Here is a 20964-nt window from a genome sequence, read left to right on the forward strand (position 1 = left end):
AGGACACCGGCAACCCGTATGGACCGGACGGGTGTGCGCCCCCGAGTACGCCCTTCGAAGCTGGACCGGAACGGACCAGCGGACGAGTCAGGGCACGAGGAGGCACTCCATGCGCGGAGCCACGCACGCCAAATGGGCCGCTTGCGCGGCGGCGGTAGTCCTCGCGGCGACGGCCTGCGGCGGCGGGGGCGGGGACGGAGGCAGCGGCGGGGGCAGCGGCGGCGTGCTCAGCTCCTCCTGGGGCGACCCCCAGAACCCGTTGGAGCCGGCCAACACCAACGAGGTGCAGGGCGGCAAGGTCCTCGACATGATCTTCCGGGGGCTGAAGAAGTACGACCCCGAGACCGGCGAGGCGCAGAACATGCTCGCCGAGAAGATCGACACCTCCGACTCGCAGAACTTCACCGTCACCGTCAAGGACGGCTGGACCTTCAGCAACGGCGAGAAGGTCACCGCGCAGTCCTTCGTGGACGCCTGGAACTACGGCGCGAGCCTCAAGAACAACCAGCGCAACGCGTACTTCTTCGCCTACATCGACGGCTACGACAAGGCGCACCCCGAGGACGGCGGCAAGCAGAGCGCGGACACCCTCTCCGGGCTGAAGGTGACCGGCCCCCTCACCTTCACGATCAGGCTCAGCCAGAAGTTCTCCACGTTCCCCGACACCCTCGGCTACCCGGCCTTCGCGCCGCTGCCCAAGGCGTTCTTCGACGACCACGACGCCTGGCTGAAGAAGCCCGTCGGCAACGGCCCCTACCAGGTCGACAACTACACCCGCGGCTCCCAGATGTCCCTGCGCAAGTGGGACGACTACCCCGGCCCGGACAAGGCGCAGAACGGCGGCGTGGACCTCAAGGTCTACACCGACAACAACACCGCCTACACCGACCTGATCGCGGGCAACCTCGACCTCGTCGACGACGTCCCGGCCTCCCAGCTCAAGAACGTCAAGAACGACCTCGGCGACCGGTACATCAACACCCCGGCGGGCATCATCCAGACCCTCGCCTTCCCGTTCTACGACAACGACTGGAGCAAGCCCGGCTCGGAGAAGGTCCGCAAGGGCCTGTCCATGGCGATCGACCGCAAGCAGATCACCGACACGATCTTCCAGAACACCCGCACCCCGGCCACCGACTGGACCTCACCGGTCCTCGGCAAGGAGGGCGGCTACAAGCCGGGCCTGTGCGGCGACGCCTGCGAGTACAACGCCGACGAGGCGAAGAAGCTGGTCAAGGAGGGCGGCGGACTCCCCGGTGGCCAGGTCAAGATCACGTACAACGCGGACACCGGCTCCCACAAGCAGTGGGTCGACGCGGTCTGCAACTCCATCAACAACGCCCTGGACAACGACCGCGCCTGCGCCGGCAACCCGGTCGGCACCTTCGCCGACTTCCGCAACCAGATCACCGACCAGAAGATGAGCGGCCCCTTCCGCGCGGGCTGGCAGATGGACTACCCGCTCATCCAGAACTTCCTCCAGCCGCTCTACTACACCAACGCCTCCTCCAACGACGGCAAGTGGTCCAACCAGAAGTTCGACGACCTCGTCGACCAGGCCAACGCCGAGACCGACACCGCCAAGGCCGTCGGCCTCTTCCAGCAGGCCGAGGAGGTTCTCAGGGACGACATGGGGGCCATCCCGCTCTGGTACCAGAACGGCAGCGCCGGATACTCCGACCGGCTCTCCAACGTGAAGCTCAACCCCTTCAGCGTCCCGGTCTACAACGAGATCAAGGTCGGCTGAGGAGGCGGTCTCCATGGGACGCTACGTCGTCCGGCGGCTGCTCCAGATGATCCCGGTCTTCATCGGGGCCACGCTGCTGATCTTCCTGATGGTCAACGTGATGGGCGACCCCATCGCGGGCCTGTGCGGCGACCGGGAGTGCGACCCGGCGACGGCCGCGCAGCTGCGGCACGAGTTCGGCCTCGACCAGCCCGTGTGGCAGCAGTACGTCACCTACATGGGCAACGTCTTCACCGGCGACTTCGGCACCGCCTTCAACGGCCAGCCGGTCACCGAGCTGATGGGGACGGCGTTCCCGGTCACCATCCGGCTCACCATCGTCGCGATCCTCTTCGAGATCATCGTGGGGATCATCCTCGGTGTCGTCACCGGCCTGCGCCGCGGCCGCCCCGTCGACACCGGGGTGCTGCTCCTGACCCTCGTCGTCATCTCCGTGCCCACCTTCGTCACCGGCCTGCTGCTCCAGCTGCTGCTCGGCGTCAAGTGGGGCTGGATCGACCCGGCCGTCTCCTCCGAGGCGGCCTTCGGCGAGCTGATCGTCCCCGGCCTGGTCCTCGCCTCGGTCTCGCTGGCCTACGTCACCCGGCTGACCCGTACCTCCATCGCCGAGAACCGGCGCTCCGACTACGTCCGCACCGCCATCGCCAAGGGACTGCCCCGCCACCGGGTCATCACCCGGCACCTGCTGCGCAACTCCCTCATCCCCGTCGTCACCTTCATCGGCACCGACATCGGCGCGCTGATGGGCGGCGCCATCGTCACCGAGCGGATCTTCAACATCCACGGCGTCGGCTACCAGCTCTACCAGGGCATCCTGCGCCAGAACACGCAGACCGTGGTCGGCTTCGTCACCGTCCTGGTCCTCGTCTTCCTCGTCGCCAACCTCGTCGTCGACCTCCTGTACGCCGTACTCGACCCGAGGATCCGCTATGCCTGAACAGGAGCCCTACGAGCCCGAACGCGCCATCGCCGGCACCGGCATGGGCGGCACGATGGACCTGGGCGCGAGCGAGGCGGTCACGCTGGAGCAGCCGCCGGGCCCGGACGGGGCCGACCCCCGGGAAAAGCCGCGCAGCCTGTGGTCCGACGCGTGGCACGACCTGCGCCGCAACCCCGTCTTCATCATCTCCGCCCTGGTGATCCTCTTCCTGATCGTCATCTCCCTGTGGCCGTCCCTGATCGCCTCCGGCAGCCCCCTCAAGTGCGACCTGTCCAAGGCCCAGGAGGGCTCCCAGTCCGGCCATCCCTTCGGTTTCAACGGCCAGGGCTGCGACGTCTACACCCGTACCGTCTACGGCGCCCGCACCTCGGTCGCGGTCGGCATCCTGGCCACGCTCGGCGTCGCGATCCTCGGCAGCGTCCTCGGCGGCCTCGCCGGGTTCTTCGGCGGCGGCGGGGACGCGGTCCTGTCCCGGATCACCGACATCTTCTTCGCCATCCCGGTCGTCCTGGGCGGCCTCGTCCTGCTCTCCGTCATCACCAGCAACACCATCTGGCCCGTCATCGGCTTCATCGTGCTGCTCGGCTGGCCGCAGATCTCCCGCATCGCCCGCGGCTCCGTCATCACCGCCAAGCAGAACGACTACGTGCAGGCGGCCCGCGCGCTGGGCGCCTCCAACTCCCGGCTCCTGCTCCGCCACATCGCGCCCAACGCCGTCGCGCCGGTCATCGTCGTGGCGACCATCGCGCTCGGCACCTACATCTCCCTGGAGGCAACCCTGTCCTTCCTCGGCGTCGGCCTGAAGCCGCCCAGCGTCTCCTGGGGCATCGACATCTCCTCCGCCGCCCCCTACGTGCGCAACGCCCCGCACGCGCTGCTGTGGCCGTCAGGGGCGCTCGCCATCACCGTCCTCGCGTTCATCATGCTCGGCGACGCGGTGCGCGACGCCCTCGACCCGAAGCTGAGGTGAGCGACCGCATGCTGCTCGAAGTGCGCGACCTGCACGTGGAGTTCCACACCCGCGACGGCGTCGCCAAGGCCGTCAACGGCGTCGACTACGGCGTGGACGCGGGCGAGACCCTCGCGGTGCTCGGCGAGTCCGGCTCCGGCAAGTCCGTCACCGCCCAGGCGATCATGGGCATCCTCGACATCCCGCCCGGCCGGATCACCTCGGGGGAGATTCTCTTCGAGGGCCGGGACCTGCTGAAACTCAAGGAGGAGGAACGCCGGAAGGTCCGCGGCGCCGAGATGGCGATGATCTTCCAGGACGCGCTGTCCTCGCTGAACCCGGTCCTGACCGTCGGCGCCCAGCTCGCCGAGATGTTCACCGTGCACCGCGGCATGTCCCGCAAGGACGCCCACGCCAAGGCGATCGAGCTGATGGACCGGGTCCGCATCCCGGCCGCCAAGGAGCGGGTCCGGCAGTACCCGCACCAGTTCTCCGGCGGCATGCGCCAGCGCATCATGATCGCGATGGCGATGGCCCTGGAGCCCAAGCTGATCATCGCCGACGAGCCGACCACCGCCCTCGACGTCACCGTCCAGGCCCAGGTCATGGACCTGCTCGCGGAACTCCAGCGCGAGCTGCACATGGGCCTGATCCTCATCACCCACGACCTCGGCGTGGTCGCCGACGTCGCCGACAAGATCGCCGTCATGTACGCGGGGCGGATCGTGGAGACGGCGCCGGTCCACGACATCTACAAGGCCCCGGCCCACCCGTACACCCGCGGCCTGCTGGAGTCGATCCCGCGTCTGGACCAGAAGGGCCAGGAGCTCTACGCCATCAAGGGCCTGCCGCCCAACCTCACCCGCATCCCGCCCGGCTGCGCCTTCCACCCCCGCTGCCCGATGGCCCAGGACGTCTGCCGCACCGACGTACCTCCCCTCTACGACGTCACGGAGTCCGACGCCGAGCGGGGCAGCGCCTGCCACTTCTGGAGGGAGTGCCTGCATGGCTGAGACCACGGAGCCGATCCTCGAAGTCCGCGGCCTGGTCAAGCACTACCCGCTGACCTCCGGCATCCTCTTCAAGAAGCAGGTCGGCGCGGTCAAGGCCGTCGACGGCGTGGACTTCGAGCTGGCCCGCGGCGAGACCCTCGGCATCGTCGGCGAGTCCGGCTGCGGCAAGTCCACGGTCGCCAAGATGCTGGTCAACCTGGAGCGGCCGACGGCGGGGGAGATCCGCTACAAGGGCGAGGACATCACCCGCCTGTCGGGCAGGGCCCTGAAGTCCGTACGCCGGAACATCCAGATGGTCTTCCAGGACCCCTACACCTCCCTCAACCCCCGCATGACCGTCGGCGACATCATCGGCGAGGCCTACGACATCCACCCGGAGGTGGCCCCGAAGGGCGACCGCCGCAAGCGGGTCCAGGACCTGCTGGACGTGGTCGGCCTGAACCCGGAGTACATCAACCGCTACCCCCACCAGTTCTCCGGCGGCCAGCGCCAGCGCATCGGCATCGCGCGGGGCCTGGCACTGCGCCCGGAGATCATCGTCGCCGACGAGCCGGTCTCGGCCCTCGACGTGTCGGTCCAGGCCCAGGTGATCAACCTGATGGCCCGGCTCCAGGACGAGTTCGACCTCTCCTACATCTTCATCGCCCACGACCTGTCGATCGTCCGGCACATCTCGGACCGGGTCGGCGTGATGTACCTGGGCCGCATCGTCGAGACGGGCCGGGACGAGGAGATCTACGACCACCCCACGCACCCCTACACCCAGGCGCTGCTGTCCGCCGTGCCGGTGCCCGACCCGGAGGCCCGGGAACACCGCGAGCGGATCATCCTGGCCGGCGACGTCCCGTCCCCGACCAACATCCCCTCCGGGTGCCGCTTCCGCACCCGCTGCTGGAAGGCACGGGAGCGGTGCGCGCTGGAGGTACCGGCCCTCGCCGTCCCCGCGGAGTTCCGCTCGGTCTCCGGGCCCGCGGCCCACGACTCGGCGTGCCACTTCGCGGAGGAGAAGCAGGTGGTTCCGCCCGAGGGAGAGGGCGAGGGCAGCGGGCCGGGGTGACAGGTCCCCCCCCGGCCCGCTGCCGGACGGGTGCTACTCCGGTGCGGGCAGCGACCGCTTGAGGAAGTCCACCTGGAGCAGCAGCAGGTTCTCGGCGACCGACTCCTGCGGGGTCATGTGGGTGACGCCGGACAGGGGCAGCACCTCGTGCGGGCGGCCGGCCGCCAGCAGGGCCGAGGACAGGCGCAGCGAGTGGGCGACCACCACGTTGTCGTCCGCGAGGCCGTGGATGACCATCATGGGCCGGTGCGGCTCGGCAGCGTCGACCAGTCCCGCGTCGTCGATCACCGAGTTACGGCGGTAGACGTCCGGCTGCTCACCGGGGTCGCCGAGATACCGCTCCTGGTAGTGGGTGTCGTAGAGCCGGAGGTCGGTGACCGGGGCGCCCACGACGGCGGCGTGGAAGACGTCCGGCCGGCGCAGCGCCGCGAGCGCGGCCAGGTAGCCACCGAAGGACCACCCCCGGACGGCGACGCGGTTCAGGTCCAGCGGGAAGTCGGCGGCGAGGGCGTGCAGCGCGTCCACCTGGTCCTGGAGCACCACGGCGGCCACGTCGTCCTTGACGGCCTTCTCCCAGGCGGGGGACCGTCCTGGCGTGCCCCGCCCGTCGGCGACGACCACCGCGAACCCCTGGTCCGCGAACCACTGCGAGGTGAGGTGGGCGTTGTGGGCGGCGACGACGCGTTGACCGTGCGGACCACCGTAGGGGTCCAGGAGCACGGGGAGGGGGGTGTCACCGTGGTAGTCCGTTGGCATAAGCACGGCGCACGGGACACGCCGTGCGCCCCCTTGGGTGAGGGTCACGCGCGGGGACAAACCGGGGTCTTCCGCGTACGAGGCTACGATCGCCGACGTCTTCCCGTCCCGCAGTACCTGTGCCCGGGCCCCCGGCCGGTCGAGGGTGGCGGAGACGAGCACCGTCACGCCGCCCGCGCGTACCGCCGAGTGCACACCGGGCTCCTGCGACAGGCGTTCGACGCCCAGTTCGTTCACCCGGTAGACGTGCACCTCGCCGATCTCCGCCTCGGCCGCCTCCTCGCCCGCCGAGGCGGAGACCAGCACGTCGTCGGGCCCGACGTCCAGCACCGCCCTCAGGTGCAACTGGGCGCCGGTGAGCGGCCGTTCACCCACCGCGAGGACCCGCGCACCACCTTCGTCGGCGATCCGTACGAGCTGACCCGAAGGGCTCCAGCAGGGCACCCCGGGGAAGAGTTCCAGCCAAGTTGGATCTTCGTCGGCGTGCACCATCCGGGTCGTCCCCGACTCGGTGTCCACGGCCAGGAACAGCTGGCTGCGCTGGTCGCGCGCCTGTACGAGAAGGAGTGGTGCACCCGCCGCTGACCAGTGCACTCGGGCCAGATACGGATACCTCGCCCGGTCCCAGAGGACCTCCGTGCGCCCCCCGTCCAGGCCGATCGCGAACAGCCGTACGTCGGCGTTGGGGGTGCCCGCCGCCGGATACGGCACGTGTTGTGGATCACGCTCCGGGTGGGCCGGGTCGGAGATCCACCAGCGCTGGACCGGCGTGTCGTCCACGCGGGCCACCAGCAGCCGGTCCGACTCCGGGCTCCACCAGAAGCCCCGGCTGCGCGACATCTCCTCGGCCGCGACGAACTCGGCCAGCCCGTACGTGACGCCTTCGCCGTCCTCCTCGGCCAGCGCCCGGTCCCCGTCCCCCTCGGCGCCCACCACCCGCAGGGCGCCGTGGGCGACGTAGGCGATGTGCAGGCCGTCGGGGGAGGGGCGCGGGTCGATCACCGGTCCGGGGGTGGGGAGTTCGCGCGCGGTGCCGGCCCGCAGCTCGGCCGCGAAGAGCCGCCCCGAAAGGGCGAAGGAGGCCAGCTCGACCGTCGAGTCGGTCGCGTAGCCGACGATCCCGGCGCCGCCCTCGCGGCTGCGCTCGCGCCGGGCCCGTTCCTCGGGCGACAGACGCTCCTCGGCGCCGCCCAGAAGGGCGCGGGGGTCGGCTGCGATGCGCTCCCCGCCCTTCTCGACGTCCAGGATCCACAGCGAATTGGCCCGGTCCGTACCGGTGCCGGAGCGCAGGAAGGCGACCCGTGAACCATCGGGTGCCACGGTGAACGAACGCGGCGCGCCGAGCGTGAACCGCTGGGTGCGGGCGTGCCGTTTGGGGAAGGAATCGGGCTCGGTCGTCATGCCTTGACCATATTGGCCATGCGCCCCCTTGTGCGGCCGTGCGCCGAGAGATGCGCGCGCACGGATAGTTATGATCACTAGCGCATAGTGGGTACCAACCAGGTGCCCGTCCCGTGGATTTATCTGCCCCGAGCTCCGACTGCGACCGACCCCCCATGTCCCTGGGCCCATTGGAGGTGAGCCGCCGTGGCACTCTCGATCTCGGCGGTCGTGCTGCTGGCGATCATCGTCTTCCTGCTGGTCAAGAAGTCAGGCTTGAAAGCCGGGCATGCGGTGGTCTGCATGCTCCTCGGCTTCTACCTGGCCTCGTCGACGATGGCTCCTACGATCAGCGAGCTGACGACGAACATCGCGGGGATGATCGGAGACATCAACTTCTGACGGCGGAACCGGCCGGCGCTTCGGCGGCGTCTCCGCCCCCGAAGCGCGAAGCAGCCCGGGGAGACGGAGGCGCCGAGGCATGACGAACACCGTGATGGGGATCCTGGTGTGCGGCCTGGTCGGGGTGCTGCTCCTGTGGGCCGGGCTGCACGACGCCGCACGGGTACGCCGACTGCGCAGGCACGGGATTCTCGCCTCCGGCATGGTGGTCGACAACGTACGGGTGCGCGGCGCTCAGGGCAGTCCCTCGTGGGCGCCGATCATCGCCTTCGCCGACCAGCGCGGCTACCGCGTGGAGTTCACGCCGAGCATGCGCGGATCCGGAATGGGGCTCGCGACCGGCCGCGAGGTCACCGTGATCTATCTGCCCCAAGACCCGCAGGCGGCCCGCGTGTTCATGCGCCGTCACATGACCGGCCCGGTGTACTTCGTGCTGGCCGTGGCCCTGGTCTTCCTGGGCATCGGCGCGATGATCGCCGTGACGGCCTGACGGCCTGACGGCCTGACGGCCCGACGGATCAGCTCTTGACCGCGTACGGCAGGAAGCCGACCCACGTGGCGGGGGAGGCGAGTTGTGGGCCGCCGAGGTTCTTCGAGTCGCGGACGTGCACGGTGACGGGTTCGGCGGCGATCTCGACGCAGGAGTCGCCTTCGCTGCTGCTGTAGCTGCTCTCGATGAATGAGGCTGTCTCACGCGGTGTGAGGGGCCTGGGCTCGGTGGCTGGTCGGCCGTTGGCAACAGCCTGCGAGCGCCCGACCATCGAGCCGTCCTCACGCTCTGCGTGATCGGTACGAGGATCCGTGCCGAGGTCACGGACACCACGCGGTGAGCGCATGCCCGGGGGGAAGCACTCCAATCGAACCCGGCCCTCGTCACCGCCAGAAGCACTCGTCGATGATGATCTGCGGGTCGGTGGCGCGCGGTGTGAAGTGGTACCGCAGCCAGCCGCGGCCGTGGCCGAAGTAGAGGACGTGCTCGCCGCCGGGACGGGTCGACTGGACGGGCTCCACGCTCATGCCCGATGGGCACTCCACCCCGGACGGTCCCCGATACGCCGTGCGCAAGGACTTCGTCTACGGCGAGGACGTCACCATCGGGGAGTGGACCATCTCCACGACCGGCCTGCCGCGCTCTCAGGGTGACGGCTGAGGGTTGTCCGGCGCTCCCGAGGGCGCCCCGCTCGGCGGCGGGCCGGTCGGGGCGCCGCTGGGTGGCTGACCGCCCTCGGGGCCGCCACCGCCGCCGCCGGGCGCGTTGCCCCCGGTGGGCTCGGTGCCGGTGTCGATGGGGACGGTCAGCTTGGCCGCGTAGCCGGCCTTCACCGAGCCGGTCACGGTCGCGAGCTGGTGGACCCCGCCGTCGTCGCCGAAGACGTTGTCGGTCTTGAGGGTGAGCTTGGCCAGGTTGCCGACGGAGGACTCGTAGCCCTCGGTGGCGAAGACCGCGTCGCAGTCGGTCTTGGGGATGGCCAGCTGGGAGGTCGACAGCCGCTTGTCGTAGTCGGTGACGGAACCGAGGTCGGGATAGACCTCGAAGTGCACGTGGGGCCAGCGTCCCGGGTAGCAGGCGGGGAAGATGCTGACGAACTCGACCCGGCCGTCGTCGTCGGCGACCTGGACCCCGCGCAGGTAGTTCTCGTCCTCGACGCCGCTGGAGTACAGGGAGTAGTTGCCGTCGCGATCGCACTGCCAGGCGTAGACGGCCGCTCCGGCGAGCGGGACGCCGTCCTTGGCGATGTCCAGCAGGGTGAACTCGAAGGTGAGCGGGATGCCCGGGGCGGTCGTCTTCGAGTCGCCGAAACTGGAGCGGATGTCCTTCCGGACGATGCCGTCCTGGTCCAGGACCTGGACCCCGTTGGTGCCGTCGGCGGGGTAGGGCCCGTTGGTCTCGTCGGGGATCTCGGTCAGGCCGGACGACGAGGCGGAGGCCGTGGCCTTGCCCGAGGTGCCGCCGCCGGAGTCCGAGCCGCACGCGGCGAGCGCCGCCATGCCGCCGATCCCGCCGAGGAAGGACAGGGCCCGGCGGCGGGAGACGAGTGTGCCGAGGTCGAACTTCAGTCCCTGGTCGACGACCTCTTCCTCGGGATGGGGAAGCAGCCGCCCCTGGTAGGCGAGGCCGTCGGGAGTCTGGTGGGCTTTCGGCTTGCGCATCGAGCGCCTTCCGTCTGGGTGTGACAGGTCCGCGAGGTCCGCGTCGAGCCCCGGGAGCGGGGCGCCGCTGCCGACCCGAGGGTCAGCCTGGCACCGGAGTCCATGACCCGGCTCGGTGCTGCCTGTGAGTGGGCTGGGAAGGGCGGGCTGCCCACGGGAGGTCGCGGCCTCGGCTCGGCCGGACCTGGCCGTCCGACTCCCGTTCAGTCCTGGGCCGGGAAGTCCAGGGCGGTCCCGTACAGCCGGGAGACCCGGATCAGGATCACCACACGCCGGTCCGGCAGCGACTGCTCGCCGGGGGCCGCCCCGTCGGCCGGGTCCACTATCTCCGCCTCGCCCTCCGCCACGGCGAACGACCAGACGTCCGGGCCGCTGACGTGCAGTGAGGTGTGCGGGTCGCGGCGCAGTTGGCGAACCTTGAGGCGGTCGGCGGTGGAGGAGACGCGCAGGACGCGTTCCTCGGCGTTCCAGTCGTAGACGACGGTCGACAGGTGAGGGTGGCCGGTGCTCCTGACGCTCGCGAGTACGCCGAACTGCTGGCGGTGCAACAGCTGGGAGAGCTCCTGTTCGGTGAGCACCCGGGGGGCCGGCCCGTCGTTCTCGGTGGTGCCGGCGGGCGTCTCGGTGACGGTCTTCTCGCTCATGGGTCAGCCTTTCGGCGGTCGGGTCGGGTCGGGTCCGGCTGGGAGGCTCGGGACGCGTCGCGTCAGGGCCGGACGGGGCGGGAGGCGGGTCAGACGGCCGTGGTCCGGGCGGGAACCGGCGTGTCGTCAGCGGGCTCCTGGGCGGCCCGCCGCTCGGGGCGGCGCAGCATCGCCGAGGCGACGACGAAGGCGGTGACCAGAAGCCCCGCGCCCGTCGCGAAGGCGAGCCGGTAGCCGCCGGTCAGCGCCTCGGCCGCCGTCCGGCCGTCCGCCGCGAGACTCTCGGTGCGGGAGGCGGCCAGGGTGGACAGGACGGCGACACCCAGGGCCATGCCGATCTGCTGGGTGGTGTTGAACAGGCCGGACGCGAGGCCGGCGTCCTCCTCGCTCGCGCCGGACATGCCGAGCGTGGTCAGCGCGGGCAGCGCGAGGCCGAAGCCCGCGGCGAGCAGCATGACCGGCAGCAGGTCGACGGCGTAACCGGCCCGGACGGGGACGCGGGCGAGGAGGGCGAGGACGCCGATGAGGAGCACGATGCCCGCCAGCAGGACGTTGCGCTCACCGAAGCGGGCGTTGAGGCGGGCCGAGACTCCCAGGGAGGCCGCACCGATGACGGCGGCTGCGGGGAGCATCGCGAGGCCGGTCTCGGCGGCACCGTACCCGAGCACCTTCTGGAGGTAGAGGGCGACAAGCACCTGGAAGGAGAAGAGCGCGGCGACCATCAGGATCTGGACCAGGTTGGCGCCGGAGACGCTGCGCGAGCGGAAGGTCCGCAGCGGCATGAGCGGGTTCTTCGCGGTGGCCTGACGGACGAGGAACGCGGCGAGCAGTACGGCGGCGAGAGCGCCGAGGCCGAGGGTGCGCACCGAAGTCCAGCCGGACTCCTCGACCTTGACGACGGTGTAGATGCCGAGCATCAGACCGGAGGTGACCAGCACCGCGCCCAGGACGTCCGCGCCCGCCCCGAGGCCGAGTCCGCGGTCACCGGGCAGGACGCGTACGGCGACCGCGAGGGCGGCGATGCCGATCGGCAGGTTGATGAAGAAGATCCAGTGCCAGGTGAGCGCGTCGGTGAGTACACCGCCGAGGACCTGGCCGATCGACGCACCCGCCGCGCCGGTGAAGCTGAAGACGGCGATGGCCCTGGCGCGCTCCCGGGGTTCGGTGAACAGCGTCACGAGGATGCCCAGGCTGACGGCGGAGGCCATCGCGCTGCCGATGCCCTGGAGGAAACGGGCGGCGATCAGCAGGGCGGACGAGGTGGCCGCGCCGGCCAGCAGCGAGGCGGCGGTGAAGACGAGGGTGCCGGCCAGGAACATGCGCCTGCGGCCGAGCAGGTCGCCGAGCCGGCCGGCCAGCAGGAGCAGGCTGCCGAACGCGACGAGGTAGGCGTTGACGACCCAGCTGAGGCCGGCGGGGGTGAAGCCCAGGTCGTTCTGGATGGCCGGCATCGCCACGGTCACGATGGAGCCGTCGAGGATGACCATCAGCGTCCCGGTGGCGAGCACTCCGAGAGCGAGCCGGCGTGAGCGCGGAGTGGTGGGAGCAGCGGGCGGCGGCGCGGAGTCGGATGCGGCAAGCATGCGGTCTCTCCTGTCAGTTGGGACGACAGGAAAGACCGTAACAGATAGTTTTGTTGCAGACTATTTCTTTCGGTCTTGCTTTCGGTCTCGCTTTCCGTAGGCTGCTCCCTGTGGCCTGCCCCACCGTGGCCCTGCTCCCGGGGCTACTTGGGCTGACGCGCCCGGCGGGCGGAGCGCGGAGCCTCCACCGGGGTCGCCAGGCCGTCGCCGACCAGGTGGTTGAGTGTGCGCAGGAGGGCCTGCCGGTCCGGCTCCGGAAGTGCGGCCAGGGCCTCGCGATGCACGCGGTCGACGATCTTCTGGCTCCGCCCGGCGACGCGGGCGCCCTCGTCGGTGACGGCGACGACCCGGGCCCGCCGGTCCGTACTGGAGGGGCGGCGCTCGGCCAGGCCCGCCTTCTCCAGGGCGTCCACCGTCACCACCATCGTGGTCTTGTCCATGTCGCCGATCTCGGCGAGCTGGATCTGGGTGCGCTCCTCCTCCAGAGCGTGCACGAGCACGCAGTGCATGCGGGCGGTCAGACCGATCTCGGCGAGAGCGGCGGACATCTTGCTCCGCAGGACGTGACTGGTGTGGTCGAGGAGGAACGACAGGTCCGGTTCGGTGCGCGCGGGCGTCATGGCGGTCATGTCCGTCAGCGTAGAGCAACTCGATCCGAGGCGGATTATCCAAAAGAGACCTAGCTCGGCGGCGGCCCGGAGAGTGAGACGTGGTCGCTTCGTCCGGAAGTGTTCACGCTCTCCGCAACCGGCCCCTGGCGGAGGGGAGGCGGTCCGTGGCGTCCCGGGTACTCATAGGGTGGAGTCCATGACGGAACTCCCCGGCCGGCGTCTGCTGCTGGTGCACGCGCACCCGGACGACGAGTCGATCAACAACGGCGTCACCATGGCCCGCTATGCGGCCGAGGGCGCGCAGGTGACGCTGGTGACCTGCACCCTGGGCGAGCGGGGCGAGGTCATCCCGCCCGCGCTCGCCCATCTGTCCGGAGCCGCTCTGGGCGGGCACCGCAGGGGCGAGCTGGCGGACGCGATGCGCGCACTCGGCGTCGACGACTTCCGGCTGCTCGGCGGCCCGGGGCGGTTCGCCGACTCCGGGATGATGGGGCTGGCCGACAACGACGATCCCGGCTGCCTGTGGCAGGCCGACGTCGACCGGGCCGCCGGGACGCTCGTCGACGTGATCCGCGAGGTGCGCCCCCAGGTGCTCGTCACCTACGACCCGAACGGCGGCTACGGCCACCCCGACCACATCCAGGCCCACCGCATCGCCATGCGGGCGGTGGAGCTGGCGGCCGAGGCCGGGTGCCCCGTCGCCAAGGTCTACTGGAACCGTGTGCCGCGTTCCTGGGTGGCGGACGCCTTCGCCCGGCTCCGGGACGACCTGCCGGGCCTGCCGTTCGAGAAGGCGGCCGCCGTCGAGGACGTGCCGGGTGTCGTCGACGACGAGCGGATCACCACCGAGATCCGCGGCGAGGGCACCGCGTACGCCGCCGCCAAGGCCGCCGCGATGCGCGCGCACGCCACCCAGATCACGGTCGCCGAACCGTATTTCGTCCTCTCCAACGACCTGGCCCAGCCGATCCTCACCACCGAGTACTACGAACTGGTGCGTGGCGAGCGGGGCGGCGGCGACGGACGCGAGAGCGACCTGTTCGCGGGCATCGCCTCGGCCTCCGCGACCGGGGAGGCGACCTCGTGAACAGCCGCAACGAAGCCCCGAGCTCCGCACTCGCCCAGCCGCTGCGCCCGCCCTCGCTCGGACGGGCCGCCCTGTACGCCGGACTCTTCGTGCTCGGCGCCGTCCTCGGGGTGGCGGGCGCGCTGCTCCAGCCGGCCTGGTTCCCGGGCGGGCTGCTGCTCGCGCTGGCCGCCGAGGCGGGGCTGTGCGTCGGCGCGGGCCGTGCCGTGGGGCGCCGGGGAGGGGCGGTCGCGCCCGCCCTCGGCTGGGCGCTCGCCGTGGTGCTGCTCACCACCAGCCGTCCGGAGGGCGACTTCCTCTTCGCCGCCGGTGCCGGCTCCTATCTCTTTCTGCTCGGCGGGATCGCCGTTGCTGTGATCTGCGCCACCCTCGCGCCGGTGCGGCAACCGGACGGCGGCCCCGCCCGACTTCGCAAGTGACGTACCGCTTCGCCGTGCCGTGGGCGTGCGAGTCCCGTGTGGGTTTCCACGGCGGTCACGGGATACGCGCGAGAAGTGGCCAGTATGGTGGTGCGCGCCGCCGAGCCGCCCGCTGAAGGCGTGACGGGCGGCGGAGCCAACCGGGAGAACCTGCCTTGAGTCGTGAAACTGACAGTTCGTCCTCCGGGCCCCACGGGCGCGGCGGAGCCGCATACCCGTCGGGCACCCCGCCCTACGGGACACCCACGGCTTCCGACGCCGGTGCGGACGCGGGCCGTTCGGCCACGCGACCGGAGGAGCGCAAGACCGAGACGACGCTGACGACCCGGATCCGGATCAACATCCCCGGGTCGCGGCCCATCCCGCCGGTCGTCGTGCGCAAGCCCGTCGCGGACGGCGAGGACGCCGCCGACGGCACGGAGACGACGGGCGAGCGGCCCGCGCCCGCGCCGGCGCCGAGCGCCGCCGCGCCCGGGGCCGCCGCTCCCGAGGCTCCCGCCGAGCCCGCCCAGCCCGCCGACGAGAAGCCGACGAGCGACTGGTTCGCGCCACGCAAATCGGGCCCGGGCAAAGGCACTCAGGGTGGCGGCGCCACCAACGGCGCCGGTCTGCCCGCAGGTTCGGCGCCCACCGCCGCAACCCCGGGTGCGACGGGGGCGCGTGGCGCGGGTCCCGCGGGCCCGGCGGGTGCTTCGGGTGCCGGTGCGCGGCCGGGCGGCGGGAGTGGCCGTCCCGGTGGCGTCGTCGGCTCCATGAACGCACCCGGCGGCGCCCGGTCCGGCTCCGCGGGCGGCGCCGCCCGCGCCGGTGCGACCGGCGGGCCCGTGGCGCCCGGCCACGGTGGCGGCACCGGTTCCTTCGACGTGACCGAGGCGCTGGCGGCCGGTCCGCTGGGCGGCAACGGCAACGGCGCCCGGCCGGGCGCCGACGCCGGTGGCGAGCCGCGCCGTGACAACCTGCCGTACTTCGCGGGGGAGGGCCGGACCGACCAGGCACCCGGCGCCCCCGGCGGGCAGCAGAACGGCCTGAACGGGCAGTCCCCGTACGGCAACGGGCCCCAGGGCCCCGCAGGACCGACGAGCGGCCCGGCCACCGGCGACAGCCGGCTGACGCCGCCCCCCGTCGGCGACCTGGGCGACCTCGGCATGTCCGGCGGCCCGGCGGCGCCCGGTACGCCGCGCGAGCCCGCACCGAACGGCCTGCGCGGCCCGGGGAGCCTCGCCGGCCCGGGAGGTCCCGGTGGCCCCGGCGGGCCGGCAGGCCCCGGTCCCGGCGCGGGTCCGGACGCCGCCCGCCTCGGCCCCGGCGGCGGGCTCAGCGACGACACCGCGATCCTCACCCCGCAGCGGCCGGTCCCGCCCGGCGCGGGCAACCCGGACAACATCTCCGGCAACACCGTCACCAGCGGCATCCCCGTCGTACCGGGCGAGCGCACCGCGCCGTTCCCCGCCGGGTCCGGCGACGGGCCGCTGCCGCACACGCCGCCCAAGCTGCCCGAGCCGGTCTCCGCCCCGCCGGCGAGCTCCGCCAAGCCCGCCAAGAAGAAGGGGCGCAGGAAGCTCCCGCTGCTCGTCGGCGGCCTGGTCGTCGTCGCCGGTGTCACCTACGGCGCCGGCCTGCTCATGAACCGCTCCGACGTGCCCAAGGGCACCACCGTGCTCGGCGTCGACATCGGCGGCGGCACTCGCGACGACGCCGTCGAGAAGCTGGACAAGGCCCTCGGTGCCCGCGCGGCCAAACCGCTCAAGCTCACCGTGGGCGGCGAGACCGTCTCCCTCAAGCCGGACCAGGCGGGCCTCCAGCTCGACACCCAGGCCACGGCCAGCTCCGCGGCGACCAGCGACTACAACCCGATGTCCGTGATCGGCTCGCTCTTCGGCCAGAAGCGGGTCGTCGAACCGGTCATGCCGGTCGACGAGGAGAAGCTGCACGCCGCCCTGGAGGACGCCGCGGGCGGGGCCGGGTCGGCGACCGAGGGCACGATCAAGTTCGAGTCCGGCAAGGCCGTCCCCGTGTACGGCAAGACCGGCCAGGGCATAGACGTCGCCAAGTCGACCGAGGCCGTGCAGGCCGCGTACCGCGCCCAGGTGGAGACCGGCACCGCCACCGCGGTGAACGTGCCGACGACCACCAAGCAGCCCACGGTCTCCAAGGCCGAGGTCGACCGGATGCTGAAGGAGTTCGCGGAGCCGGCGATGTCGGACCGCGTGACCGTGCAGACGGACCCGGCCCACTCCATTCCGCTGAGTCCCGAGAAGTCGCTGTGGAAGTTCCTCAGGGTCACGGCCGTCGACGGCAAGCTCGTCGACCAGCCCGACCTGAACGCCCTCAAGGAGCTCTACGGCCAGACGTTCGACGGTGTGCTCATCACCCGCGCCAACGGTGAGAAGACGGCCGTCACCCCCCAGGACGTCTACGGCGCCATGCGCCAGGCCCTGAAGAGCAAGACCGACCGGGTGGCCGTCATCGACACCAATCCCAGCTGACGCAGGCACAGACGTGAGGGGCGCGCGGGCACTCGCCGGGCGCCCCTCACGTCGCACCGGGCGCCGCGCACCGTATGACATCTGTCATCCGGTACCCGGGACCGCCGACACTGCCTTGCGCCCTCCCCCCGCGGCCACGATGGGGGCATGACGAGGACAACGGCGGTCGGCTTCGACCGGGTGACCAAGGGGTACGGCGACGTCCGGGCCGTCGACGGGCTGACGCTGGCCCTGCACCCCGGCGAGACCGTGGCCCTGCTGGGCCCGAACGGGGCGGGCAAGTCGACCACGCTGGACCTGCTGCTCGGCCTCAGGCGCCCCGACGCCGGGACCGTTCACGTCTTCGGCGGTGAACCGCGCGAGGCCGTCGTCGCCGGACGGGTGGGTGCCATGCTGCAGAGCGGCGGCCTGATGGACGAGGTCACGGTCGCCGAACTCGTCCGGCTGGCCTGCGCGCTGCACCCCAGGGCCTACCCGGCCGCCGACGTGCTGGCCCGCGCCGGACTCACGAAGATCGCCGACCGCAGGGTCGACAAGCTCTCCGGCGGCCAGGCCCAGAGGGTTCGCTTCGCACTCGCGACCGCCGGTGACAGTGACCTGATCGTCCTGGACGAGCCCACCACCGGCATGGACGTCACCGCCCGCCAGGCCTTCTGGGCCACCATGCGCGAACAGGCAGACCAGGGCCGCACCGTGCTGTTCGCCACGCACTACCTGGAGGAGGCCGACGCCATCGCCGACCGGGTGCTCGTCCTGCACCGGGGCAGGCTGCTGGCCGACGGCACGGCCGCCGAGATCAAGGCCAGGGCCGGAACCCGCCGCATCTCCTTCGACCTGGACGGCGACCTGGACGGCGACCTGGACGGAGGCCCGGACGGCAGCCGGAACGGCACCATCGACGAGGCGACGCTGCGCACGCTGCCCCACCTGACCTCCCTCGACGTGTCCGGCCGGACCGTGCGCATCCAGTCCGCCGACGCCGACGCCACCGTGTACGCCCTGTACGGCCTCGGCCTCCGCCCCCGCAACCTCGAAGTCGCCGGCCTCGGACTGGAGCAGGCCTTCGTCGCCCTCACCGCCGCCGAGGAGGCCAAGCAGCCGTGAACAGCCTGATCAAGCTCGAACTGACCCGTGCGCTGCGCAACCGCAAATTCCTGTTCTTCTCGGTGATCTACCCCTCGGCCCTGTTCCTGCTGATCGCGGGCAGCGCCGACGCCACCAGCGAGGTCGACGGCACCGGACTGACCCTGCCCACCTTCTTCATGGTCTCCATGGCCTCCTTCGGCGCCCTGACCGCCGTACTCATGGGCAACAGCGAACGCATCGCCAAGGAGCGCGAGAGCGGCTGGGTCCGGCAGCTGCGGCTGACCACCCTCCCGGGCCGCGGCTACGTCCTCGCCAAGACCGCGAGCGCCGCCGTCGTCAGCCTGCCCTCCATCGTCGTCGTCTTCGTCGTCGCCGCGGCCGTGAAGGACGTACGCCTGGACACCTGGCAGTGGCTCGCCCTCACCGGCGTCATCTGGGCCGGCAGCCTGGTCTTCGCCGCGCTCGGCGTCGCCATCGGGTACCTGGCCACCGGTGACGCGGTCCGCCCGATCACGATGATCGTGTACTTCGGGCTCTCCATGCTCGGCGGCCTGTGGATGCCCACCACCACCTTCCCGCAGTGGCTGCGGGACATCGCCGAGTGGCTCCCCACACACGCGTACGCTGCCCTCGGGCAGTCGATCGAACAGAGTCACGCCCCACACGCACAGGACCTCGCCGTCCTCGCCGTCTACTTCGTGCTCTTCACGGGCGGCGCGGCCTGGCTGTACCGGAAGGACACCCTGAAGGCGTGAGCGGCGTCGGCATCGGGCAACGCCCGGAGAACCGCAGGCAGAAGACCGTCAAGGTCATGTGGACGGCCATCTGGCTGGCCTACCTGGGCGCCCCCGTCAGCGACCTGCTGCACGGCGGTCACGCCGTCGGCGTCCAGGTCCTCGGCTGGATCGGCCTCGTCGCCTTCGTGGTCTGGTACATGCTGCTGCTCTTCCGCACCGGCCGCGGCGAGCGGACCGGGCTGGTCCTCGGCTCCCTCGCCGTCCTCGCGGCCCAGTCCACGCTCCTCGCCCTCACCCTGGGCCGCGAGTGGCTGGTCCTCTTCGTCTACGTCGCGATCGCCTCCGGTGCCGCCCTGCCGCTGCGCCTGGCCCGCTGGACCATCCCGGGCGCCTCGGCGCTGCTCACCGCGATCGCCCTCGCGGTGCCCGGCGGGACCTCCTTCATCGCCGGGCTGCTGCTCCCGGCACTGCTGGGCGGCTTCGCCATGACCGGCGTGCGTGAACTGGTCCGGACCACCATCGCGCTGCGCGAGGCCCGCGCCACCGTCGCCCAGCTCGCCGCCAACGAGGAACGACTGCGCCTCGCCCGCGACCTGCACGACCTGCTCGGCCACTCGCTCTCCCTGATCACCCTGAAGAGCGAGCTGGCGGGCCGCATGCTCCCCGCCCACCCCGACAAGGCCGCCCAGCAGGTCGCCGACATCGAACAGGTCAGCCGCCAGGCGCTCGTCGACGTCCGCGAGGCCGTCACCGGCTACCGCCGGGCCCGCCTGGCGGCCGAACTGGCAGGCGCGAAAGTAGCGTTGACGGCGGCCGGCGTGGCCGCCGAACTCCCCGGCGAACCCGGCCCCGCCGGTCTGTCCGAGGAGTCCGAGGCGGCCCTCGCCTGGGCGCTGCGCGAGGCGGTCACCAACGTCGTACGGCACAGCGGCGCCCGGCGCTGCGTGGTGGAGCTGCTGGAGCGCCAGACGCTGGACGGAGCGGTGCTGGAGCTGTCGGTGGAGGACAACGGCTCCGGCGGCCCGGCCCCCGAGAACGCCCCGGGCAACGGCCTCACCGGCCTCACCGAACGTCTGGAGAAGGCGGGCGGCACACTGGAGGCGAGCGGGTCCCGCCGGGGATTCCGGCTGGTCGCCCGCGTCCCGGCGGGCGCGGCCACCGACGTAGGATCCGGGGCATGAGCCGCACGATCAAGGTCCTGCTGGCCGAGGACCAGGCGATGGTCCGCGAGGCACTGGCCGCCCTGCTCGGCCTGGAGGAGGACATCGAGGTCGTCGCCCAGGTGGCCCGCGGCGACGAGGTGCTGGACGCCGTCCGCGCCCACGCCGTGGACGTGGCACTGCTGGACATCGAGATGCCCGGCGCGACCGGCATCGAGGCGGCGGCCCTGGTCCACCGGGAACTGCCGGCCGTGAAGCTGGTCGTCCTCACCACCTTCGGCCGCCCCGGCTACCTGCGCAGCGCCATGGAGTCCGGCGCCGACGCCTTCCTGGTCAAGGACGCCCCGGCCGCCCAACTCGCCGAAGCGGTCCGCAAGGTGCTGGCGGGCGAGCGGGTCATCGACCCGACCCTGGCGGCAGCGGCCCTCGCCGAGGGTGCCAACCCCCTCACCGACCGCGAACGCGAGATCCTCCGCGCCGCCGCCGACGGCTCCACCAACGCGGAACTCGCCACCACCCTCCACCTCTCCCAGGGCACGGTCCGCAACTACCTCTCCACGGCCATCCAGAAACTGGCGGTGAGAAACCGCGCGGAGGCAGTCCAGGTGGCAAGAAACAAGGGCTGGCTGTAGAGGAACCGAAGCAGCGGCGCACCGCCGCCCTGCCTTCCCCCCCCCCGCAGCTGCGGGCAGTCGTGCCGCTGGGGCGGCACGGGTGGGCGCAGGCGGCACCCCGTCAGCGCGGGCAAGCGACCCC

General features: G+C 71.7%; 21 protein-coding genes and 1 pseudogene. 15 read left to right on the forward strand and 7 right to left on the reverse strand.

Annotated features, from left to right (window positions below; all coding sequences use genetic code 11):
• Positions 1 to 109 precede the first annotated feature (109 nt).
• Genes ACZ7MF_RS05115 through ACZ7MF_RS05135 form a run of 5 tightly spaced genes read left to right on the forward strand, consistent with a single transcriptional unit; the run spans position 110 to position 5706 of the window.
• Positions 110 to 1747, forward strand: coding sequence for a peptide ABC transporter substrate-binding protein (locus ACZ7MF_RS05115; RefSeq protein ID WP_471474585.1), 1638 nt, complete (start codon positions 110 to 112; stop codon positions 1745 to 1747).
• Positions 1748 to 1760: 13 nt separating this feature from the next.
• Entirely contained in the window at positions 1761 to 2684 is a 924-nt protein-coding gene (locus ACZ7MF_RS05120; RefSeq protein WP_356856474.1) for an ABC transporter permease, read from the forward strand.
• A complete protein-coding gene (locus tag ACZ7MF_RS05125) occupies positions 2677 to 3657 on the forward strand; it encodes an ABC transporter permease (protein ID WP_471474586.1) in 981 nt (326 codons plus the stop codon). Before ACZ7MF_RS05120 ends, ACZ7MF_RS05125 begins: the two co-directional genes overlap by 8 nt.
• An 8-nt stretch (positions 3658 to 3665) precedes the next feature.
• The gene (locus ACZ7MF_RS05130) at positions 3666 to 4649 is read left to right on the forward strand and encodes an ABC transporter ATP-binding protein (protein WP_471474587.1); all 984 of its coding nucleotides are present in this window, start codon (positions 3666 to 3668) and stop codon (positions 4647 to 4649) included.
• Complete coding sequence (locus ACZ7MF_RS05135) at positions 4642 to 5706, forward strand: ABC transporter ATP-binding protein (RefSeq protein ID WP_471474589.1); 1065 nt, start codon at positions 4642 to 4644, stop codon at positions 5704 to 5706. The genes ACZ7MF_RS05130 and ACZ7MF_RS05135 overlap by 8 nt, the downstream gene beginning before the upstream one ends.
• Positions 5707 to 5739: 33 nt before the next feature.
• Here ACZ7MF_RS05135 and ACZ7MF_RS05140 read toward each other — a convergent pair whose 3' ends face one another.
• Complete coding sequence (locus ACZ7MF_RS05140) at positions 5740 to 7863, reverse strand: S9 family peptidase (protein WP_471474590.1); 2124 nt, start codon at positions 7861 to 7863, stop codon at positions 5740 to 5742.
• A 186-nt stretch (positions 7864 to 8049) separates the two neighbouring features.
• Between ACZ7MF_RS05140 and ACZ7MF_RS05145 the strand changes: the two genes are divergently transcribed.
• Entirely contained in the window at positions 8050 to 8244 is a 195-nt protein-coding gene (locus ACZ7MF_RS05145; protein ID WP_115744041.1) for a hypothetical protein, read from the forward strand.
• A 79-nt stretch (positions 8245 to 8323) separates the two neighbouring features.
• Complete coding sequence (locus tag ACZ7MF_RS05150; RefSeq protein ID WP_471474591.1) at positions 8324 to 8734, forward strand: DUF3592 domain-containing protein; 411 nt, start codon at positions 8324 to 8326, stop codon at positions 8732 to 8734.
• Between the two features lie 28 nt (positions 8735 to 8762).
• On the opposite strand, the gene ACZ7MF_RS05155 is transcribed toward ACZ7MF_RS05150, so the two are convergent.
• Complete coding sequence (locus ACZ7MF_RS05155; RefSeq protein ID WP_471474593.1) at positions 8763 to 9005, reverse strand: DUF397 domain-containing protein; 243 nt, start codon at positions 9003 to 9005, stop codon at positions 8763 to 8765.
• A gap of 112 nt (positions 9006 to 9117) precedes the next feature.
• Positions 9118 to 9261 (reverse strand): hypothetical protein, encoded by a 144-nt coding sequence (locus ACZ7MF_RS05160; protein WP_471474594.1) that lies wholly within the window; start codon positions 9259 to 9261, stop codon positions 9118 to 9120.
• A gap of 4 nt (positions 9262 to 9265) precedes the next feature.
• On the opposite strand from ACZ7MF_RS05160, the pseudogene ACZ7MF_RS05165 reads away from it, so the two are divergent.
• Positions 9266 to 9394 (forward strand): annotated as a pseudogene (locus ACZ7MF_RS05165) (Uma2 family endonuclease); the annotation flags it as partial.
• Here the strand turns inward: ACZ7MF_RS05165 and ACZ7MF_RS05170 are convergent.
• The 4 genes from ACZ7MF_RS05170 to ACZ7MF_RS05185 form a co-directional block, all read right to left on the reverse strand.
• A complete protein-coding gene (locus ACZ7MF_RS05170) occupies positions 9379 to 10395 on the reverse strand; it encodes an intradiol ring-cleavage dioxygenase (RefSeq protein WP_471474595.1) in 1017 nt (338 codons plus the stop codon). The pseudogene ACZ7MF_RS05165 and the gene ACZ7MF_RS05170 sit on opposite strands and share 16 nt — an antisense overlap.
• Before the next feature lie 203 nt (positions 10396 to 10598).
• On the reverse strand, positions 10599 to 11039 hold the full coding sequence (locus ACZ7MF_RS05175) for a pyridoxamine 5'-phosphate oxidase family protein (RefSeq protein WP_471474596.1): 441 nt from the start codon (positions 11037 to 11039) through the stop codon (positions 10599 to 10601).
• Positions 11040 to 11128: 89 nt separating this feature from the next.
• Positions 11129 to 12622, reverse strand: coding sequence for a DHA2 family efflux MFS transporter permease subunit (locus ACZ7MF_RS05180; protein WP_471474597.1), 1494 nt, complete (start codon positions 12620 to 12622; stop codon positions 11129 to 11131).
• A gap of 143 nt (positions 12623 to 12765) precedes the next feature.
• Positions 12766 to 13251, reverse strand: a complete 486-nt coding sequence (locus tag ACZ7MF_RS05185; protein WP_471474598.1) for a MarR family winged helix-turn-helix transcriptional regulator — start codon at positions 13249 to 13251, stop codon at positions 12766 to 12768.
• Between the two features lie 178 nt (positions 13252 to 13429).
• Here ACZ7MF_RS05185 and mshB point away from each other — a divergent pair, with 178 nt between their 5' ends.
• The 7 genes from mshB to ACZ7MF_RS05220 all read left to right on the forward strand — a co-directional run bounded on the left by mshB (position 13430) and on the right by ACZ7MF_RS05220 (position 20840).
• Complete coding sequence (mshB, locus tag ACZ7MF_RS05190) at positions 13430 to 14320, forward strand: N-acetyl-1-D-myo-inositol-2-amino-2-deoxy-alpha-D-glucopyranoside deacetylase (protein WP_471474600.1); 891 nt, start codon at positions 13430 to 13432, stop codon at positions 14318 to 14320.
• The gene (locus ACZ7MF_RS05195) at positions 14317 to 14739 is read left to right on the forward strand and encodes a DUF6113 family protein (RefSeq protein WP_471474601.1); all 423 of its coding nucleotides are present in this window, start codon (positions 14317 to 14319) and stop codon (positions 14737 to 14739) included. The genes mshB and ACZ7MF_RS05195 overlap by 4 nt, the downstream gene beginning before the upstream one ends.
• A 155-nt stretch (positions 14740 to 14894) precedes the next feature.
• Entirely contained in the window at positions 14895 to 17225 is a 2331-nt protein-coding gene (locus ACZ7MF_RS05200; RefSeq protein WP_471474602.1) for a hypothetical protein, read from the forward strand.
• Between the two features lie 147 nt (positions 17226 to 17372).
• The gene (locus tag ACZ7MF_RS05205) at positions 17373 to 18329 is read left to right on the forward strand and encodes an ABC transporter ATP-binding protein (RefSeq protein ID WP_471474604.1); all 957 of its coding nucleotides are present in this window, start codon (positions 17373 to 17375) and stop codon (positions 18327 to 18329) included.
• Positions 18326 to 19066: an ABC transporter permease gene (locus tag ACZ7MF_RS05210; protein ID WP_471474605.1), complete on the forward strand. Its 741-nt coding sequence runs from the start codon at positions 18326 to 18328 to the stop codon at positions 19064 to 19066. Before ACZ7MF_RS05205 ends, ACZ7MF_RS05210 begins: the two co-directional genes overlap by 4 nt.
• Positions 19063 to 20229 carry a sensor histidine kinase gene (locus tag ACZ7MF_RS05215; protein ID WP_471474606.1) on the forward strand — a complete coding sequence of 389 codons (1167 nt, stop codon included), beginning with the start codon at positions 19063 to 19065 and terminating at the stop codon, positions 20227 to 20229. Before ACZ7MF_RS05210 ends, ACZ7MF_RS05215 begins: the two co-directional genes overlap by 4 nt.
• A complete protein-coding gene (locus tag ACZ7MF_RS05220) occupies positions 20226 to 20840 on the forward strand; it encodes a response regulator (protein WP_471474608.1) in 615 nt (204 codons plus the stop codon). Before ACZ7MF_RS05215 ends, ACZ7MF_RS05220 begins: the two co-directional genes overlap by 4 nt.
• The last annotated feature ends 124 nt before the right edge of the window (positions 20841 to 20964 follow it).

The organism is Streptomyces sp. NPDC111628 (genome assembly GCF_055635195.1).